This window comes from Marinifilum fragile JCM 15579, from assembly GCF_001310955.1.
In the GTDB taxonomy this organism is placed as follows: Bacteria; Bacteroidota; Bacteroidia; order Bacteroidales; family Marinifilaceae; genus Marinifilum; species Marinifilum fragile.
On sequence record NZ_BAZX01000004.1, the window covers coordinates 102859 to 120735 of the forward strand.

14 protein-coding genes and 1 pseudogene are annotated in these 17877 nt (G+C 39.6%); 11 read left to right on the forward strand and 4 right to left on the reverse strand.

Annotation, left to right across the window (positions count from 1 at the left end; all coding sequences use genetic code 11):
• Positions 1-18: 18 nt before the first annotated feature.
• Both JCM15579_RS05085 and JCM15579_RS05095 read right to left on the reverse strand, forming a co-directional pair.
• Positions 19-984 (reverse strand): zinc metalloprotease, encoded by a 966-nt coding sequence (locus tag JCM15579_RS05085; protein ID WP_054716667.1) that lies wholly within the window; start codon positions 982-984, stop codon positions 19-21.
• A gap of 940 nt (positions 985-1924) precedes the next feature.
• Entirely contained in the window at positions 1925-2650 is a 726-nt protein-coding gene (locus JCM15579_RS05095) for a hypothetical protein (RefSeq protein WP_172677365.1), read from the reverse strand.
• A 963-nt stretch (positions 2651-3613) separates the two neighbouring features.
• On the opposite strand from JCM15579_RS05095, the gene JCM15579_RS05105 reads away from it, so the two are divergent.
• From JCM15579_RS05105 to JCM15579_RS05120, 4 genes are read left to right on the forward strand one after another with little or no spacing between them, the layout of a single operon-like run.
• Entirely contained in the window at positions 3614-4384 is a 771-nt protein-coding gene (locus JCM15579_RS05105; protein ID WP_054716681.1) for an HNH endonuclease, read from the forward strand.
• A 5-nt stretch (positions 4385-4389) separates the two neighbouring features.
• Positions 4390-5583, forward strand: a complete 1194-nt coding sequence (locus JCM15579_RS05110; RefSeq protein WP_054716684.1) for an SIR2 family protein — start codon at positions 4390-4392, stop codon at positions 5581-5583.
• Positions 5573-7369, forward strand: a complete 1797-nt coding sequence (locus JCM15579_RS05115) for an ATP-binding protein (protein ID WP_054716687.1) — start codon at positions 5573-5575, stop codon at positions 7367-7369. The genes JCM15579_RS05110 and JCM15579_RS05115 overlap by 11 nt, the downstream gene beginning before the upstream one ends.
• Before the next feature lie 12 nt (positions 7370-7381).
• Entirely contained in the window at positions 7382-7987 is a 606-nt protein-coding gene (locus JCM15579_RS05120) for a DUF4062 domain-containing protein (protein ID WP_054716689.1), read from the forward strand.
• 165 nt (positions 7988-8152) lie between these two features.
• On the opposite strand, the gene JCM15579_RS05125 is transcribed toward JCM15579_RS05120, so the two are convergent.
• The gene (locus JCM15579_RS05125; protein WP_157471340.1) at positions 8153-10168 is read right to left on the reverse strand and encodes an outer membrane protein assembly factor BamD; all 2016 of its coding nucleotides are present in this window, start codon (positions 10166-10168) and stop codon (positions 8153-8155) included.
• A gap of 10 nt (positions 10169-10178) precedes the next feature.
• Positions 10179-11570 (reverse strand): OmpA family protein, encoded by a 1392-nt coding sequence (locus JCM15579_RS05130; RefSeq protein WP_054716695.1) that lies wholly within the window; start codon positions 11568-11570, stop codon positions 10179-10181.
• A 413-nt stretch (positions 11571-11983) separates the two neighbouring features.
• On the opposite strand from JCM15579_RS05130, the gene JCM15579_RS05135 reads away from it, so the two are divergent.
• The 7 genes and pseudogenes from JCM15579_RS05135 to JCM15579_RS05160 all read left to right on the forward strand — a co-directional run bounded on the left by JCM15579_RS05135 (position 11984) and on the right by JCM15579_RS05160 (position 17728).
• Entirely contained in the window at positions 11984-12541 is a 558-nt protein-coding gene (locus tag JCM15579_RS05135; protein WP_157471341.1) for a hypothetical protein, read from the forward strand.
• Between the two features lie 598 nt (positions 12542-13139).
• Positions 13140-13820, forward strand: coding sequence for a transposase (locus JCM15579_RS05140; RefSeq protein WP_172677366.1), 681 nt, complete (start codon positions 13140-13142; stop codon positions 13818-13820).
• Between the two features lie 721 nt (positions 13821-14541).
• Entirely contained in the window at positions 14542-15303 is a 762-nt protein-coding gene (locus tag JCM15579_RS05145; protein ID WP_054716704.1) for a 4Fe-4S dicluster domain-containing protein, read from the forward strand.
• Positions 15300-15434 carry a hypothetical protein gene (locus JCM15579_RS21780; RefSeq protein ID WP_262493486.1) on the forward strand — a complete coding sequence of 45 codons (135 nt, stop codon included), beginning with the start codon at positions 15300-15302 and terminating at the stop codon, positions 15432-15434. The genes JCM15579_RS05145 and JCM15579_RS21780 overlap by 4 nt, the downstream gene beginning before the upstream one ends.
• Positions 15435-15608: 174 nt before the next feature.
• Positions 15609-16837 (forward strand): annotated as a pseudogene (gene nrfD / locus JCM15579_RS05150) (NrfD/PsrC family molybdoenzyme membrane anchor subunit).
• Between the two features lie 4 nt (positions 16838-16841).
• Complete coding sequence (locus JCM15579_RS05155) at positions 16842-17207, forward strand: c-type cytochrome (RefSeq protein ID WP_054716707.1); 366 nt, start codon at positions 16842-16844, stop codon at positions 17205-17207.
• Positions 17192-17728, forward strand: a complete 537-nt coding sequence (locus tag JCM15579_RS05160; protein ID WP_054716710.1) for a hypothetical protein — start codon at positions 17192-17194, stop codon at positions 17726-17728. The genes JCM15579_RS05155 and JCM15579_RS05160 overlap by 16 nt, the downstream gene beginning before the upstream one ends.
• The last annotated feature ends 149 nt before the right edge of the window (positions 17729-17877 follow it).

Consider the following 17877-nt stretch of genomic DNA (forward strand, 5'->3'; position numbering starts at 1 on the left):
ACCGAAAGTGGAGTTGTATTAATTATGAGGCCATTCTCCCCAAATGCTACAATGTCCTCCAATATCGGCTCCTTGCAGTTCGGTAAATGGCTCAAAATACAAAGCATTCATAACTGCTCGAGGCGATGCCTTAAATGTGCCATCCTTTTTAATCGATAAGTTTCCAAAATGAGCCTGACTTAGTCCATGTCCCAGCTCATGAAGAGCAATGGTTTCAACATCTATATTGGTGCCATCAACATTCCATAACCAGAATGGGTCGTAGTAAATTTCGCGGAAGGCCACATCATACTTCCCATTGCCATCAATATCCGTAGGGCCATTTGCATCAGTAAAAATAAAGGTGAAAGTTACACCCAACACACCAGGCGTAAAAGCAATATCTCTCCAACCTGCATGTTGCACATCTGCTAAGATTGCTAAGGATCCACCAAAGCCATATAATGCAGCTATAACTCCTATGTCAATGCCATAATCAGGATTTCTGGTAAAGTTAATATTGGAACATTTTAAAGCATCCCATGTATCGCTTGCGCGTACAATTGCAGCATCGGTTTCTGCCGCAGTAACATTACCAAAAGGAGGGACCGCGTCAATGGTTTGATCAATGGCATAGGTGATGTCGTTGAAATTAGGACCGCTCCATTCTCTTCTTTCATCATTGGGAACAAAATCGGCATCCAGCTGTTTATTTCCTACATGCTTGGCAAGTACAATTTTACCCACTTCATTGCTGCCATTCGCAGTAATGTATTCGGCCATCAAAACTCTATATTCCTTGCCTTCCATTGAAAGAATTTCATTCATTTCATCCAGAACATCAGAGCTTAAAGCTAAATCTTGAGCCGCTGATTTAACTCCAGTATCTCCCATATAAGCTTCCATTGGAGATGGAGCTTCCAATTCCTGGGGTGTTAATACCTCTTCGTGCTGACATGCGATTACTCCTAGCATACAGAGTAAGGCGAAAATTAATTTTTTCATAACTGATTTCGGTTTATGTTAATAATGACATTTTTGAATTCACAAAAAGTTACTCATATCAGGGGAGGAAGTCAATTATTTAGAACCGACCGCCAGGTGGGTCATAACTGTTTAATAAAGTTTAATTTGGAAGATTTCTATTTACAAATAAGATTTGCTTTAGATAAGCAGGAGTTTTTTGTCTGTGCAAATCATTCATATGCAAGTCGATATAAGGAACCTGTCGTTTATCTTAATGGACAAGTGTTGCGATGAGGTGCAGCAATGTTTGTGTATGTACAGGTATAAAAAAGGGGAAGGTGTTTATCAGTATATACCTCTTTCAGAAGATACTGCTTAAAATAAAATTCGGAGGTAATAACTGCTTGCCTAGTGTCAATGGCAGGGTATACCTGAACGATTGCCCAAAAGCCTGTTTCATTGAAATTATGTGATGGGCATGGGCTATTTAATAGGGGAGAAAGAATGGAAATTGGTTGATTTCACCGAGAAAAATAAAGAAAAAATGCGTTTAAAATTTGTTAACTCCCATTTCATCTTTCTCCTTTGGGTTGGCGCATGGCATTTGCTCTGGCCCTTTCAGGGCAATGTTGCTTCCTTTTAAAACAGGGGAGAATAAAATAGCCTGAAAGGCTAAGAGCATTAGCATAGGGCAACGCCCTATGAATATAAAATGCAATAATAACCAAGCCCTGAAGGGGCGTCAGCATAAATAGGTATATCGGAATTAGGCTCACGCCCCTTCAGGGCTACATGTATTGGGATTGGCTCATCCGATGGGCTTTGCCCATCGCTATTGATTTCGCCCTTTCAGGGCAATCTTGGCTTCCTTTTAAAACAGGGAGGATAATAAAAATCCCCAAGGCCTTTGGTCTTGGGGACACCAGATGCTAAATAATTGCCATTAAATGCATCCTGGCTAATCAGAGATAAGTGGAAGCTATTCTTCCGTTTCGTTTACAATTTCTTCGTTCACTTCCGTGCCTTCTTCCTCTTCCTTGTTGGCTTTCGGACTGGCTGCCGGAAACTTGAACCACTTCAATAAATCCTCGTCCTCTTCGTACATAATGCGTGCGGCCTTAAAATAGATGGCCAGCTTTTCGTACAAAGCATTCAAAGCAATGGTACGCTCTTCGGTAGCGCGATTACGTTTCAGGATGCAATCCGATTGCTCATCCATAAAGCCTTTTAGCTTATCGCGATGTGCCAGAATCGCAGAAAAAGTTTCCTCGGTCCAGCCCTTTGCGCTTAGCTCTGGTTTGTACTTGTTGGCAATCATGTTGAAATCGGTTAGGAAAAGATACATCAACTTGCCATTTCTTCGCGCAGTGTCGTAGTCGTTAAAACCAAACTGATTCCATACCTTTTTATCGTTCGGGAATGCCATTTCGATATCGAACTTGCATCTTTGGAAAAATTTACCCGATGCTGCCAATTCCGTATTCACATTCTCGGTGGCTTTGGCCTGAATGTCGATATAGGTATTGTCAGAAGGAATGTTACTGGCTGTTTCGAACAAAGTGTTCAGTTCAGCTAGTGTTTCTGCCGTGAAATGAGGCGTGAAAGCCATGAATTCATCATGCTTGTCGCGGATGATGTTAATACTCTGGCTCGAGAAAATAATAAAATTGGCATCTCCGCCATTGTAAGATCTGGTTTGTCCCATGTTCATAAGTTTTATATTTTGGGTTTACAATATGGAAATTAAAAGTCTTCTTTGAATTATGCAATAAATTAGAGGATAAAAAATATGATAACAAACATCGATTTCTCTGGAAGGCTTGTAAATAGTAGTTGTTTGAGAGTTATTGTTTTTATTTATAAAACATTAATATTTTATTAATAAAAACTATGAAAAACAGGATGAAAGACCTGTAAGTGTTGATTATACGGGCTATTTAGGCTTTTAAAGGAAGGAGAATGGCTTTGTAAAGGCTGAGCCAAAGCAGAGGTGAAGCTCCTTTGTGGCGAAACTGAAATTCCTGGGGATGGAAAGAGCATATTAAAGCATAGAGCATACAATTCTGAGACTGTTCGGTACCATACTGTTAATAGAGATTTGAGCTTAAAGAATGAATGCCACAAGCCAGATGCAAAAGGTCAAAAGCCAAAGACTTGTTGTGCTTAGCCAAACTCTTGTCGGCCTAAGCCAATGGCATTCCGAGCTTAGCTAATCATTTGTTGGCCTTAGCCAGAGACAATCCGCCCTTAGCCAAGCTCTTGTCGTGCTTAGCCAAGCTCTTGTCGCCCTAAGCCAATCTCATGTCGCCCTAAGCCAAAGGCTTGTCGTCCTTAGCCAATGTCTTGTCGCCCTTAGCCAAAGGCTTGTCGTCGCTCGGTTGAAGCATTCCACCGCCGACAAACAACTGGGAAGCAGCGGAATAGGACAAAGGAGCAACAACAAGAGACAGACTAGCAAGCACAAGGCTTAAAATGGAAGGGGAAAGGGGTAAAGGTATGGAGACAAACATAAAAAGAGTATCGGATATTTTTATTTATCTGATTACGAACAATGGGTGAGGGCAGGAAAAAGATTAATGCCTGATAACAAGAATGTAATTACGAATGTTAAATCATTGGTATAATTTTATTACTTTTGACATAACCCGAACCACAATGACTATTACTTATGCGTAACCCGAACTGGAGTGAGGAAGAACTCATTCTCGCTTTTAACCTCTATTGTAAGATTCCCTTTGGGAAGATACACAAGAACAATCCTCAGATTATTCGATTGGCAGAATTGATTGGAAGAACACCAAGTGCGGTTGGTTTGAAACTTTCGAACCTGGCGAGTTTTGATCCTCAATTACAAGCTCGTGGAATTAAAGGAATGAAGAATGCAGGGAAGAAGGATCGAATGATTTTTGAGAAATTCCAGAACGACAGGGAAGGTCTAATTTACCAAAGTGAAAAGATACTGGCCGAACGTGAAGGGCTAAGCCTGGAAAATAAATATGAAGCGGAATTACCAGAGGCCAATAGTTTGGTAGGAGAAACGAAAGAACGATATGTAAAAACGCGGGTAAACCAAAACTTTTTCCGACAAATGATTCTCACCAACTACCACAGCAAATGTGCGGTAACAGGAATAGACTTGCCACAGCTATTAATAGCCAGCCACATTTTGCCATGGGCACAAAACAAAGCCGAACGCCTGAACCCCGAAAATGGCATTTGCCTTTCGGCACTCTACGACAAGGCTTTCGACCAACACCTAATTAGTTTCGATGAAGATTACAGACTCATCCTCTCGACAAACCTGAAAGAACACTGCACCAAAACATACTATCAAACCCATTTCGGAAAACTGGAAGGACAGGAAATGATCTTGCCCGATAAGTGGTTGCCGAAGAGGGAGTTTTTGGAGTGGCATAGGGAAGAACTATTACAAATTTAAATAGTATGGCTAAAGAACTGATTTATTTAACAGGCAATAAGAAGATTGCTGTTGAGAAAAACGATAATGAAATTATCAATGTATTTGTCAACGATTCAAAATACAAGAAAGATGATCTTGAAACAAGAAGTTTAGATCAAATAGCTAGTGATTTAAAGCGTAAGGCATATAATGATTTTTTATCTAAACGATTTGAAAATGTAATAATTCTTACTGGGGCAGGATCATCATTTGAATGCGGTGGCCCCTTGATGAGTACATTGTGGGACGAAACAGAGAAAAAAATTAATAATAAAGCTTCTAATGGGCAGAAGCCTAAATTTGATCAATTACTTGAGAAGCTAAAGTTTAAATCAAAAAGTAAGAATTTAGAGACTTTACTTTCTAAAGCAAAAATTGCTAAGGATTACATTGAAAACAATGAGGACATTAATGGTTTTATCTCTGAAACTGAAGAAATAATAAAAAAGAGATGTGATCTGAAGTTAAAAGAGACTGTTACGCATACTACTTTTTTGAAGAAGTTAGTTAAAAGGAAGAGTACTGATCCTAGAGTTAAAGTTTTTACGCTTAATTACGATACCCTTTTTGAACAAGCTGCTCAAAAATTAGGAATAACTGTAATTGATGGTTTCTCTTTTGCAACTCCTAGGTTATTTAATGGCAACAATTTCGACTATGATATTGTGCATAGAGAAAAGAGCAGGTTAAAAGATGAGGACAATTTTATTCAAAATGTAATACATCTTTACAAACCGCATGGATCATTAAATTGGGAATCCAAAGAAGGGCAAGTTTATCAGGTTGAAAACCCAGATGAACCATTAATGATCTACCCTCACAGTGGGAAATACGAGAGTTCGTATGAGCAACCTTTTTTTGAAATGATGTCACGTTTTCAACAAGCTATACGAACACCAAATACACTACTAATATCAATTGGTTTTAGTTTTGGGGATAAGCATATTGTTACTGCTATTCAGGAAGCTTTAAATCACAATACAGGATTTCAATTGATGGTTGTGAATAAGGGAGTAGAAGGCAATGATAAGTTATTAATTGAAGCCGCCAACATTTACGAGGATATAGTATTGGTTGATGAGCTGTTTGAGGATTTCGCTATTCACTACCCAGAACTAAAATCATACAATAGTAACGAAGCTAGAAAAATTGAAATCTTTATCCCAAATGAAAAATAACGGTCCTTTTTCCCCAGATTACTTTCTAGGATATATCAATCAGGTAACTCCCTATTTTATTAAGGTGCATTTTCCATCATCAACTTTAATGAAAACCTATTTTCATGAAGGGATTGAATTAAGTGGAGGCACGATTGGAAACTATGTCGTTATTGAAGGACATTCATTTGGCTTTCTAGGGAAGATTATTGATATCGAGCTTCCGGAAAAAGAAAGAATGGAGTTGAATGAAAGCTCATTTAATACAAATGATTTCCATCCAACAGGGAGAATAGAAATCTTGTTGGCATTTGATCTTTTTAATCCTGAAAAAGTTAATAAAGGTCTTAATAAGCTACCTAATATAGGTAGTAAAGTTTATATCTGTAGACCCGACTTTATTTCTAAGTATTTTAAAAGATTTGGAGTGAAAACAGAGCAGAAGGAACCACCACTTATTGATTTGGGTAAATTGACATACGACAATATAACTCCTGTAACAGTTTCGCAACAGGCGATTTTTGGAAGACATTGTGCTATTGTAGGGACTACTGGTGGAGGAAAGAGTTTCACAGTAAGTAAACTTGTACAAGAGGCAGTTCAAAACAAGAGCAAAGTAATTTTGATTGACTCGACTGGAGAATATAAAGGACTCGATACTTTAGAGAGTGCCTCAGAAGTATTGGATATCACAGTTAATTCACATTTTGGATATTCCAGATTAACAATTGAGGATTTATTCGTACTGTTTAGGCCATCTGGTCAAGTTCAACAACCTATTCTATTAGAGGCTATAAAATCGTTAAAGATCGCAAGCTGTCTTGGCAAGGATGAGGAACAAAAATTTATTAAAGATGAAGTGGGCAAAAAAACTTATCAAATAGCATTGAAAGGTGAGAATAAAGCTAATGTAGTTATAAGTAATGGTACATACTTAAAAGAAAATCAGAAAAATATACCTTATAAAACATTGTACCGAAAATACGTCAAGGAGATTGAAAACAATAATACCTCAAACTTTGATATTTCAAAGTTACCCGTTCAAATAATGAATGAGTGTGTATACGATAATGGGGAATCATGGGGAAGTAGAGATCAAAGAAATTTTGGAAACTGTACAAGTTTGATAATGCGAATTAGCAACTTGATAAATGATGAAAATTTTCAATCGATATTTGGTTTTAGGGAAATAGAAAAATCACAAGAACTAACAGAATCAATAGATAACTTCATCTCGGATAATGATAGAAGCCTATTACGAATTAGTTTTGAAAATGTGCCATTTGATTTTCAGGGAAGAGAAATCTTAGCTAATGCAATAGGAAAATACTTACTGCATAAGTCAAGAAAAGGAGAATTTAAAACTTCTCCTCATATTCTATTTATAGATGAAGCTCATCAATATTTGAATAAGAAGGTTAAAGATGAGTATTTCGAATCAACTAAGCTTGATTCTTTTGATTTGATTGCAAAAGAAGCTCGTAAATATGGATTGTTTCTGTGTTTGGCTACCCAAATGCCAAGAGATATTCCTGTTGGAACCTTGAGCCAGATTGGAACTTTTATAGTACATCGTTTAATTAATCCTTACGATAAGGAATCTATCGAAAACGCATGTTCAAGTGCCAATAAAAATGCACTATCATTTCTTCCAATTCTTGGTGAAGGAGAAGCCGTTATGATGGGAGTTGACTTTCCTATGCCGGTAATGTTAAAAGTGAATTTACCTAAGGTGAAGCCTGATTCGGGAACACCTCAGTTTCAATATCAAGAAGATAAAAAAGAAAAAGAATTTGAAAAAGTATAAGAGAAATAATTAATGGAAAGATTACCAAAAGCATTTATAAGTTGCAGTGTTAGAGATAATGATGCCTCTTTTGTAGAAATGATCGAAAGAGTTGTAAGAAGTTTTAAATTCATACCTGACTTTACAGTTGGACGATATACAAATTCACCCGAATCTGTAACTGAAACTATGAGGAAGGGAATTGAAAAAGCTGATTGTTTGATTGCAATAATAACACCACGATATAAGCAGATTGATATTAATAATCCCCAAAGATCGTTTGAAGGTCCAAGTGAAATGATTCATGCTGAGATTGCGGCAGCAAATCAGTTGAAGAAGCCTATTATTGCATTTGTAAAAGAGGGAACTGATCCAGGTGGTTATTTGCCAGCTCTTACCCAATATTTTGTTATCAAGAAAAATCATGGATATCAAGATATTATAAAAATGTTAACAGTTCGATCTATGTTCCAAAATACAAGAAGAATTTTGAAACAAAAATGGGCAAATGAAGAATCCTTATTAAGAAATGAAAGTTGGGGGGATTTATTTAAAGGAATTGGTGTTGCTGCTACAATTATTGGAGGAATAAGTTTATTATTTTCAGGTTCAGATAAAACAGATGAAAATAAAAGTTAAAGAGTTTTTAAAAGCCCCAAACGGGGGCTTTTCTACACCTACAAAAAACAAAGGGCAAGCCCAAAGCTTGCCCTTCCCTATAAAATCGAAGACCTTTAAATGGTATTGACTGTTAATTTTCTGCGTAAATCAGCGAATAGATTTGCGAATATCTGCGAGAAAAATTTAAAAGCTCAATTTAAACACAATCAAATCCGCTTTATCTCCCAATCGGCTGGCGCTAATGGCTACAATATTGACATCGCACACTGTAATGTCGTTTAGTTTCACGCCTTGTGGCAGGCTGAATTCTTTTTCGGTTTTTATGGTGCCTGCATCATCCATCTGAACCAGCTTAATTTTCTTATCGTAGGTACCTGCAATCACAAAACTATTATCGGCCAAAGCCACAAGATGCTCGGGCATGCCTTCGCCTGTAAGGTTTAGAGGCGATACCCAAAGCTTTTTGCCAGAGCTGTCGTAAGCTGCTGCAAAGGCTCCATCAGGCGTTGATCCTGCAAAGAGAACTTGCTTTTTGGCGTTCATCCCAATGGCAGTGGCCTGCTGATTCTCGGGCAATAGAATGTCCCATTTTAAATAACCTGCTTCATCTATGGCAAAAATCCAGTTTCCGGCTGCAGCAAAAGCAGTGTTCGAAGCATCATCGCCAGCCAAAGCATACACTTTGCCCTTGTTGGTATACTTGCGCGACCATAGTTTTTTACCATTGGCATTTAGCTTCACCAAGGCAGGCGTGAACAAGGAGCCTTCGGGGTTTTGGGTATAACCGGCAATTAGAATTTGATTGTCGGGGTACACTACAAAATCGAGAGCCTCAGCCATGCTCACTTTCTGGTTGAATACATTTTGTCCGTTGGCAGCTAGCTTGTAAATCCATGCCTGACCTGGCACACTATCCACAATGGCATTGGTAATGCCTGCCACATAAATTTCGTTCTGGGCATTGATGCTCACCTTGTTTACCAGGTCGTCGAAAGGATTTCCCAAAATCTTATTCCAGAGCATTTCTCCATTGGCATCCAGACCTAAAATCCAGGAGTCGTACATTTCTCCTTCGGCTTTAGGTGTGGCCGAAACCACCACAAGTTCTCCATTGGGGCGTGTAGCAATTCCACCGCCAAAATCCTTAAACTCCTGATTGTCGAAACCTTTTACAAAGAGGTAATTTTCCTCTGGAAAGTCCTTCAGAATCTCATCGCCCAATATGTTGGCTTTGAGATTAAAAATATCGATGTACTGTTCTCCTTCGGGGTATAAAGACACAAATTGGTTGTAAGCCTCCAGGCTTTTTACACTTTTGGCCCATTCGAAAAGCAATTGCTTCTTTAAAACTTTGGCCGCAGATATTTTGGACGAATTGGGAAACTCAGCGATATAATTGTCGATGGCCTCCAAGGTCTTTGTAGCGGCTGCCTCTTTAAAGGCCATGTCTGCCATGCTTCTCTTCACCTCAATTACTTGTCGTGCCTTTGGATAATTGCTCACAAAATAGCGCAAGTCGTTTAGGGTGCCTTTACGGATCGCAATTTTATAGGCCAAATCATTTCGCAAATTGGTTGCGATATTCACTTGAGCCGATTCAGGATAATCATTTAAGAATTGATTGTAGGCATCTACCGTGTTTTGCTTCTCGGCCTCACGAAATTTAATGTAGCTTAGAATGTGGGCCACATTGGTGGTGTATTTCGAATCGGGAAATTCTTTCAGGAACCTCTTGGCATGATCTGCATTGTTCTCCTCCCTCACGAATTTAATCAACTTGTCTTCGAGGTGCAGATACTCCCAATCCATGTTTTTATCGATGGGATGGTTCTTGCGCTTTTTGTCTTGTTTGGTAAACAATTCATTTAGTATCTCTTTATCGTCACCCGTAAACTGAGCTTGTGCTTCATAGGCTTTCTGAAAATATTTCAAGGCATTAAAGTAATCTTTGCCTGAATATTCATCGACAGCATAAAGGGCAGCCAGACCCAAATTTGCCATTGCCGATTCGGGCTCTTTTGCCAATACTTTCTCAAAACTTTCTTTGGCCTTGGCAAGCTCAGAATCGATATCGGCTTTTGCCCGGGCTTCCATGCCTTTGAATAACGAATTGTTGTAGATCCTTTTGGGATTTTGTGCCATGCCAAGCATCGAGATCAGCAGGAACAGGATGAGTATATTTAATTTTTTGGTGTTCATGTGTAGGGGCTTATTTCTTTAATACTAAAAATTCAACACGGCGATTCTTCGAGCGTCCGTCATCGCTTTGGTTGGTGTCAATGGGTCTTGAATCTCCGTAGCCAACCGCTTTCATTCTGCTGGCAGCTATTCCTTTGCCAACAAGGTAGTTCACTACCGATTCGGCACGTCGCTGACTTAAACCCTTATTCAATTCATCAGATCCCTTGCTATCGGTATGTCCGCTGATCTGAATCTGGCTCACCATTCCTTCGTTTAAGAAATTGGCCACTTTGTCGAGTTCCTCAAAGGAAGTAGGCAAGAGTGTACTTTTGTTGAATTCAAAGAAGATATTGTCGAGAATCAGGGCAGCCCCTTCTTCAATTTGTTTGAGCTCTTCGGTAAACAAATCTTCAGGCAATTCAGGCTCAACGAAAGTAATGCTTCCTTGCGAGTGGCAATTGTTTTGGTCACTTACCTGGTAAGTATAGGTGCCCGCTTCCAGATTGGTCAATTTTGTGCTGTTTTTGATTCCATTGCTCCAATCGATGTTGTAAGGAGGCTGTCCGCCTGATATTCCCAAACTAATCACACCATCGTTTATGATTTTAATGATTTGGCCCGTAACCGGATTTTTACCTCCTGTATAAGAGGAATCGATCACCACCGTTTCTAATCCTTTGGGAACACATGCGCAGGAGGTGCAATCCACCAGGGGACGAATCTCAAAATCGTCGAAAAAGTAGTAAGCGTAGGATTTGCCTTTTTTATTTTTGGTATCACGACCTGTAACCACATAGTTGGTGTTGTCGTAATTCTTAAAGTTTCCTACGATAAAGTACTCCTCGTAACCTTGGGCAGTATATACCATACAGAACTGGGCCCATTCTTCAGTATTATCTAGAAATAAGCCTTCTTTATTGCTTAGGTGAGCTCTAAAATCTAAAAAGCTTGAATTGCCGTTGGCTGTTTGGGTTTCAGAAAAATGGATGCCCAACTGATCAACGGCAAACTTACTGCCCGATGCCAATTTGTACCAAAATGAAACGCAATATTTCTGACCGGCAATCATAGGATAACTTAAAGTCCCTTGAAAATACTCCCTGAAATTGCGATTGCTGCCACTTAGAATGGCTCCCATGTAGCCTTTGCCGGTTCTGGCTTTGCTGTAGCCTGCAAAATTATCGGGTACGCCTACTTCTCCATTACTACACTCGTTAAAATAATCAGGAGTGGTAAATGATGGATAGGTCCAATGCGGAATCAACTTATGTGTTTTATCCATAAAAGTGTAGCTTTGAGGGCATTCTTCATACTCTTCAAAACTAGGGTTGAGCACCATATTCTCTTCCTGGGCATAGGATACAAAGCCCGTAAAAATAGCACTCAACACGATGAGATACTTTCGGTAAATGTTCTTCATTATAAGTAAAGTTATAGTTTAGTGATTACCTCCAATAAAATGATATTACAGGAGATTAGTCAATGAGGAGAACAGGAGAAAAAGGATTGTTTTCTAAGGAATTAAAACGATAATAATACTCCCAAATTCCTCCGATCATTTCAAATGTATTAACAAAACATATTCTATACAAGATTATTAATTATTTTTCTCTGTACCTTCTAAAACCCCTCGGCTAAAGCACAGGGTACGAGAAAAAGGGGTGAAGGTTTTGTTTGTTACCTTTTATGTTGCGAAACATTCTGTAAAGTCTGCAAAGAGTCGTTTTATCCTGAACCTGTTTTTTTAACTTTAAGGCTCACACACAAAAAACAACAAACAAAATGAAGAAACACAGTATTTTGATGCTCGCACTTTTGGTGAGCGGATTTTTTATGAGTTGCAGCGAAAGTCATGATGAGGAAGAGGTACCTGAGTTGAAAAATCACATTGAGGTGGGCGAGAACTTTTACGAGGACATCCACATGATGCTGGCCTATACCAAAGACCAAAGCAAACTGGGAGCAACATCCTACCCTTTGCGAATCTACTTGTACGAGGGAGATATTGCCTACAGCGACGTTGAAGGATTAATAGAGAATGCCTTTGCCAACATTCGCCTCGATTTGCAGGTAAGCCAAAATGGAAAAATAGATGCCGGCACCTACACCTGGGATATGGAGGGGAGCACAGCCTTAAGCATCCGCGATGCCCAGCATCTGACCAATCAGGTGGGCACGCAAATTATTACGAACACAGGAATTTCGAATGTACTCTATAACAAATTTGAGGGGAACGGAATCCGCGAACCAGAGCTAAGCATCAAGATTCTGGACGAAAACCTATACGAGTTTCACCTGAAAGCCTCCGATATGACAGGCCAGGAGGTATCGGCCTATTACAAGGGTGGGGTCAGCAGAACAATGCTTTATAGAGAATCCGCAAATGAATAGAAAACACGGATCACACAAAATATTTTTATTGTAGGGACACGCCATGGCGTGTCCTTTCATTATTTAAAGACGTGTCCTTTTTTTATATAAAGGTATGTCCCTTCATTATATAAAGGCGTGTCCTTTCATTATAAATGACGATTCCTTTTTGTTTGTTGTTGGTATAATCGGACATGCATGGTATGTTTGATTTACCCCCTTGCCTTGTCGTTTTATTTTTCCTGTAATGCAATGAACGGACACGAGATCTCGTGGGGTATGTTAAAGAAAGGTGTTCCTTGTATTACATGGCGTGTCCTTCCGTATGTTATTGGTAAAATCGGACATGCCATGGCATATTCGATTTACCCCTTTGCCTTGTCGTTTTATTTTTCCTGTAATGCAATGAACGGACACGAGATCTCGTGGGGTATGGTAAAGAAAGGTGTTCCTTGTATTACATGGCGTGTCCTTTCGTTTGTTATTGGTAAAATCGGACACGAGATCTCGTGTCCCTACGGGATGGTAATTTATTGTTTAAACGACGTATCATGATGTGTTGCAACGGTGTTTTATGTTTGAAATAATTTATGTAAATTTTGTATTCAAAATTCAATACATGAGAACCCGTAAAAACATTCGATTAAGAAATTACGATTATCGTTCCCAAGGGTGGTATTTTATTACCATATGTACCCAAAACCGCGAATATGATTTTGGAGATATTCGTGAAGGTAAAATGGAATTATCTCCCATTGGCAAGCAGGCAAATGTGTTTTTGGAGGAAATCCCGGAACATTTTACACAGGTTGAATTGGGCGAATTTGTAATCATGCCCAACCACATTCACATTTTAATAGGTATCGGCGTAGGGACACGAGGTCTCGTGTCCGCTAATAATTTGAACAACATGTCCGGAAATAATATTGACGGCGTGTCAGTTAATAATATGAACAACGTGTCCGCACAAAATAAAAAGGTTATGTCCGATCATGGATTTGATGGCATGACCAATCACCATATTAACGGCGTGTCCAATGGGAATAATATCGACATTCCCGATAATAAAGAACAAACCAAGCAATTCGGAGGATCATTGTCTGGCTCCATCTCGACAATCATAGGTCAATTTAAATCAACATTAAGCCGATGGTGCAATAAGAATGGCTATGCATGGTTTGCATGGCAATCGCGATTTCATGATCATGTGGTTCGCGATCAAAAGGATTACGATCGAATTCAGGAATACATCATCAACAACTCAGCCAATTGGACCACCGATAAAATGTTTATCCCGTAGGGCCACGCCATGGCGTGGCCTTTCATTATTTAAAGGCATGTCCCTTCATTATAAAGGCATGTCCTTTATAATAAACGGTACGTCCATGAATATAGAAGACATTCGTTGTTATATTATCAATGTGGACATGCATGGCATATTCGATTTACCCATTTGTCTTGTCGTTTTATTTTTCCTGTAATGCAATGAACGGACACGAGATCTCGTGTCCCTACGGGATGGTAATTTATTATTTAAACGACATATCATGATGTGTCCCAAAGGAATTGGTTTATCTGAATTTATTCTAAATATAAACTGCATAAAACGATGAGATTATCTTTTTATCTGAAAAGGTTCTCTATCTATTGGATAATGGGGTATTCAGACATTATTATCTTTAATTGCGATTTAAAACACATCTAGATATCTAAACATAACGGTAGTCATACAAGCCTATATTTCATATATTTATTAGGATTATTGATAGCTTATACCAATTGTATCTTTAGATGAGCATAGCGAAAGCTAGAGATTACAATGGTAAATGCCGATAGAAAATTAAAGAGGCTTTGAGAGTTTGCGAACCAAAGGCTCATTTTAATTTCTAATCGTAAACTCAATAAATAAATCTATGAAACGTCCATGATAAAAGGAATGATCAAGCTACCACACGAATCATAACCTTCATCATTGGAATGTTCCATCTGCTAAAAAGAAAACCTAAAAGAAACAGATGAACATGGCGAATAAAACCGACAATTCGAGAAGAAAATTCCTGCAAAAATTGGGCATTGCAGGAGCGAGTACCGTTGCTGGATCGGCCTTGCTGCTGCAAGGATGCTCCGATTCGAACAAAGCCAGCGGTAACAAAGTAAAAGTACTTACTGCCGACAACAAATTGGTAGAAGTAGATGTAGCCCACCTAAAACCTGGAGATAAGATTCAGGATTTATCCTACCTACAAAAAAGAGGTCGCGAAGGGATTCCGGGAAAGAAATTTGTAATGGTGGTTGATTTGGCCAAGTGTAAAAATGCACGCAAGTGTATGAAAGCCTGCCAGAGTGCACATCAGCTAAAGCCCGAAATGCACCACATCAATGTGTTGGAAATGGAAGATCCGGTAAAGAAAACCTCCTACTGGATGCCTAAAACCTGTCAGCATTGCGATAACCCACCTTGTGTATCGGTTTGCCCGGTTGATGCAACCTTTAAGCGTCAGGATGGAATTGTACTCATCGATAACGAGCGTTGTATTGGTTGTAGATTCTGCGTGGCAGCCTGTCCTTATTCGGCACGTACCTTTAACTGGACCGAGCCTAAGAATTCCGACAAGTATGCAGAAGTAACCTACGATATGGAACTGAATGTTCCTCAGAAAAAAGGTACGGTTACCAATGTGCCTTCAGTGCCGACCGTTTGCGCGAAGGAAAACTGCCTTATTGTGTATCGGCATGCCCGAATGGGGTGTACTACTTTGGCGATCAGAACGAAGATTTGGTGACCAATGGGACTACCAAGAAAACAGTGCGTTTGAGTCATTTGTTGGAAGAGAATGCTGCTTACACGCTAATGCCTGAATTGGGTACACAGCCTAGTGTTTACTACTTGCCTCCAAGAGAGAGTGAGGGATAAATCAATTAATAATTAGTAATGAACAATTAATAATACAATTGACCATTGACTAATGACCACTTACTAATTACTAAAAACATGAACGAAACAATAACAAAAGGTCATCTGAGCGAGGAGCAAATTGATCGGGATCTTTTAAAAAATGTGAACTGGGGAGGTGCTTTCAAGCTTTGGATGGGTTTTCTTACGGTATCACTTATAATCTGCTTGTATTACTATTATCAACAGTTGCGAAACGGTTTGGGGGTAACAGGTCTTCACGACTATGTATCTTGGGGCATCTACATTTCGAACTTTGTTTTCTTTGTTGCCACTTCTTTAATCGGGATGCTGGTATCCTCGGTATTGGGCATGATGAAAGTGGACTGGGTAAGACCCGTAGCACGAATTGCCGAACTGGTAGCTGTTGCCTTCGCCATGGTAGCAGGTTTAATTATCATTACCGATATGGGACGCCCCGATCGTCTGTTGAATGTATTCATACACGGTAGGTGCAATCGCCAATTGTTTGGGATATTGCCGTTGTGGTAACCTATGTAGCGATTAGTGCTTTACTCCTTTATATTCCCATGTTGCCTGATATTGCATTGTGTCGCGATAAGCTAAACAATGTGCCCAAGTGGCAACAGAAAATGTACAAGAGCTTGTCTCTGGGATGGAACAATACGGCAAAGCAATTTCGATTGATGAATCGTTACACGCGCATGTTGCTGGTTCTGATTATCCCGATTGCACTATCCATTCACACCGTTACTTCCTGGTTGTTTGCCATGACCTTGCGTTCGGGATGGGATTCGCCAATTTTCGGACCATACTTTGTTTCGGGAGCATTCGTAGCAGGTTGTGCTGCGGTAATTATTGCCATGTATTTCTTCCGCAACAACTATAAGCTTAAAGATTATATCACTGCCGACCATTTCGACAGAATGGGAAAACTCTTGGTTCTGGTTGCTTTGGTGTATGTGTACTTCAATATTAATGAGATTATCGTTCCCGGATATAAGGCCAACACAGCCGACGCAAAGCATGTACACGAAATGCTTTACGGACACGAGTCGGTAATGTTCTGGTTGGTACAGTTGGGTGGTTTGGTGATTCCTTTCCTTTTGATCTTGTTCAAGCCTATGCGTAAGCCATTACCGCTAACCCTTATCTCAGTTATTGTTTTGGCCGGGGCCTGGTTCAAAAGAGTCTTGATTGTGGTTCCTACCCAATTGGCTCCTTACTATCCGATTCAGAATGTTCCTGAAGGCTGGACAGGTTATACGCCAACTACACCTGAGATTGCCATTACCGTAGCATCATTCATTTTGGTATTGATGATAATCACTGTATTGGCAAAATTATTCCCTGTAGTTCCGGTTTGGGAAGTAAAAGAGGACATGAACCACAAAAACAATTAATGCGATGAAGAACAATAAAGGATATCATATAATCATTCTGTTCTGCCTTTGCTTTTTGGCTGTGGCAAATTTGAATGCACAAAGCGATTGGCAAATTCCCTTGGAAGCCAACGAAAAACTAAGCCCTTTCCTTTTCGATGATGATATGGTTTTAGAAGGGAGGGTTGCCTACGAGAACTCATGTACATCTTGTCATGGTACACCAGGGCAGGATAATTTTACACCAATGTCGCCACCTCCTGGTGATCCGGCATCAGAGCAGTTTCAAGCACAAAGCGATGGATCGGTGTTCTATAAAATTAAAACAGGACGTGGAACCATGCCAAAATTCGCCGAGCTTTCGCCGATGATGAATTGTGGAACATTGTAGCCTACATCCGTAGTTTTAATGAGAACTACAAGCAGGAATTGCCAAATATGGAAGGTGTTGTTATTCCTGAATATGCCATGAAATTAAGCTTTGATGAGAATGTTGATAAATTGGTTGTAAAGGTATTCGCTGAAGAGCTGCCACAACCTGAAGTAAGCGTAAGCGCCTATGTAATGGGAACTTTTGGGAAGCATTTATTGGGCAAGGCTCAAACCAACGAATTGGGTATTGCTTATGTAGATGTTGATCCAACTTTGCCAGGCGATGAGGAAGGAAGAGTGAATGTAATGGTAAAAGCCACCAAAGGATTTGCACGAGCAAAAGCGGAGGAGCACATGGTAATGGCTAAACCTACAGAGCTTCATTCTGCAATAGAAGGACGCCACATTTGGAGTACCGATAGAATGGCTCCAATCTGGTTGAAGATCACCTTCTTCATTTCGGTATTCGGAGTTTGGTTTGCTCTGCTTTTTATTGTGTTTGGATTGAGGAATATTAAGAAGGCAGGAGAGGAAGCATAAATAAGGTATGGTCTAATACACCCCTATCCCTGTAGGGATCTCCTAGAAGGGGAGAGCGCAAAATCTAGGTTTGTGCTACAAATGGAACTTAGCACTATACTCTAATCAAAGAGCCTTTCCCTTCCAGGGAAAGTGCCGACAGGCGAAAG

Excerpts from the sequence above, each read along its gene's own strand:
- JCM15579_RS05155 (WP_054716707.1), top strand. The coding sequence starts at position 16,842 with ATGAAGAACAATAAAGGATATCATATAATCATTCTGTTCTGCCTTTGC.
- JCM15579_RS05095 (WP_172677365.1), bottom strand. The coding sequence starts at position 2,650 with ATGGGACAAACCAGATCTTACAATGGCGGAGATGCCAATTTTATTATT.
- JCM15579_RS05145 (WP_054716704.1), top strand. The coding sequence starts at position 14,542 with ATGGCGAATAAAACCGACAATTCGAGAAGAAAATTCCTGCAAAAATTG.
- JCM15579_RS05085 (WP_054716667.1), bottom strand. The coding sequence starts at position 984 with ATGAAAAAATTAATTTTCGCCTTACTCTGTATGCTAGGAGTAATCGCA.
- JCM15579_RS05135 (WP_157471341.1), top strand. The coding sequence starts at position 11,984 with ATGAGTTGCAGCGAAAGTCATGATGAGGAAGAGGTACCTGAGTTGAAA.
- JCM15579_RS05105 (WP_054716681.1), top strand. The coding sequence starts at position 3,614 with ATGCGTAACCCGAACTGGAGTGAGGAAGAACTCATTCTCGCTTTTAAC.
- JCM15579_RS05110 (WP_054716684.1), top strand. The coding sequence starts at position 4,390 with ATGGCTAAAGAACTGATTTATTTAACAGGCAATAAGAAGATTGCTGTT.
- JCM15579_RS05125 (WP_157471340.1), bottom strand. The coding sequence starts at position 10,168 with ATGAACACCAAAAAATTAAATATACTCATCCTGTTCCTGCTGATCTCG.
- JCM15579_RS05130 (WP_054716695.1), bottom strand. The coding sequence starts at position 11,570 with ATGAAGAACATTTACCGAAAGTATCTCATCGTGTTGAGTGCTATTTTT.
- JCM15579_RS05120 (WP_054716689.1), top strand. The coding sequence starts at position 7,382 with ATGGAAAGATTACCAAAAGCATTTATAAGTTGCAGTGTTAGAGATAAT.
- JCM15579_RS05140 (WP_172677366.1), top strand. The coding sequence starts at position 13,140 with ATGAGAACCCGTAAAAACATTCGATTAAGAAATTACGATTATCGTTCC.
- JCM15579_RS05115 (WP_054716687.1), top strand. The coding sequence starts at position 5,573 with ATGAAAAATAACGGTCCTTTTTCCCCAGATTACTTTCTAGGATATATC.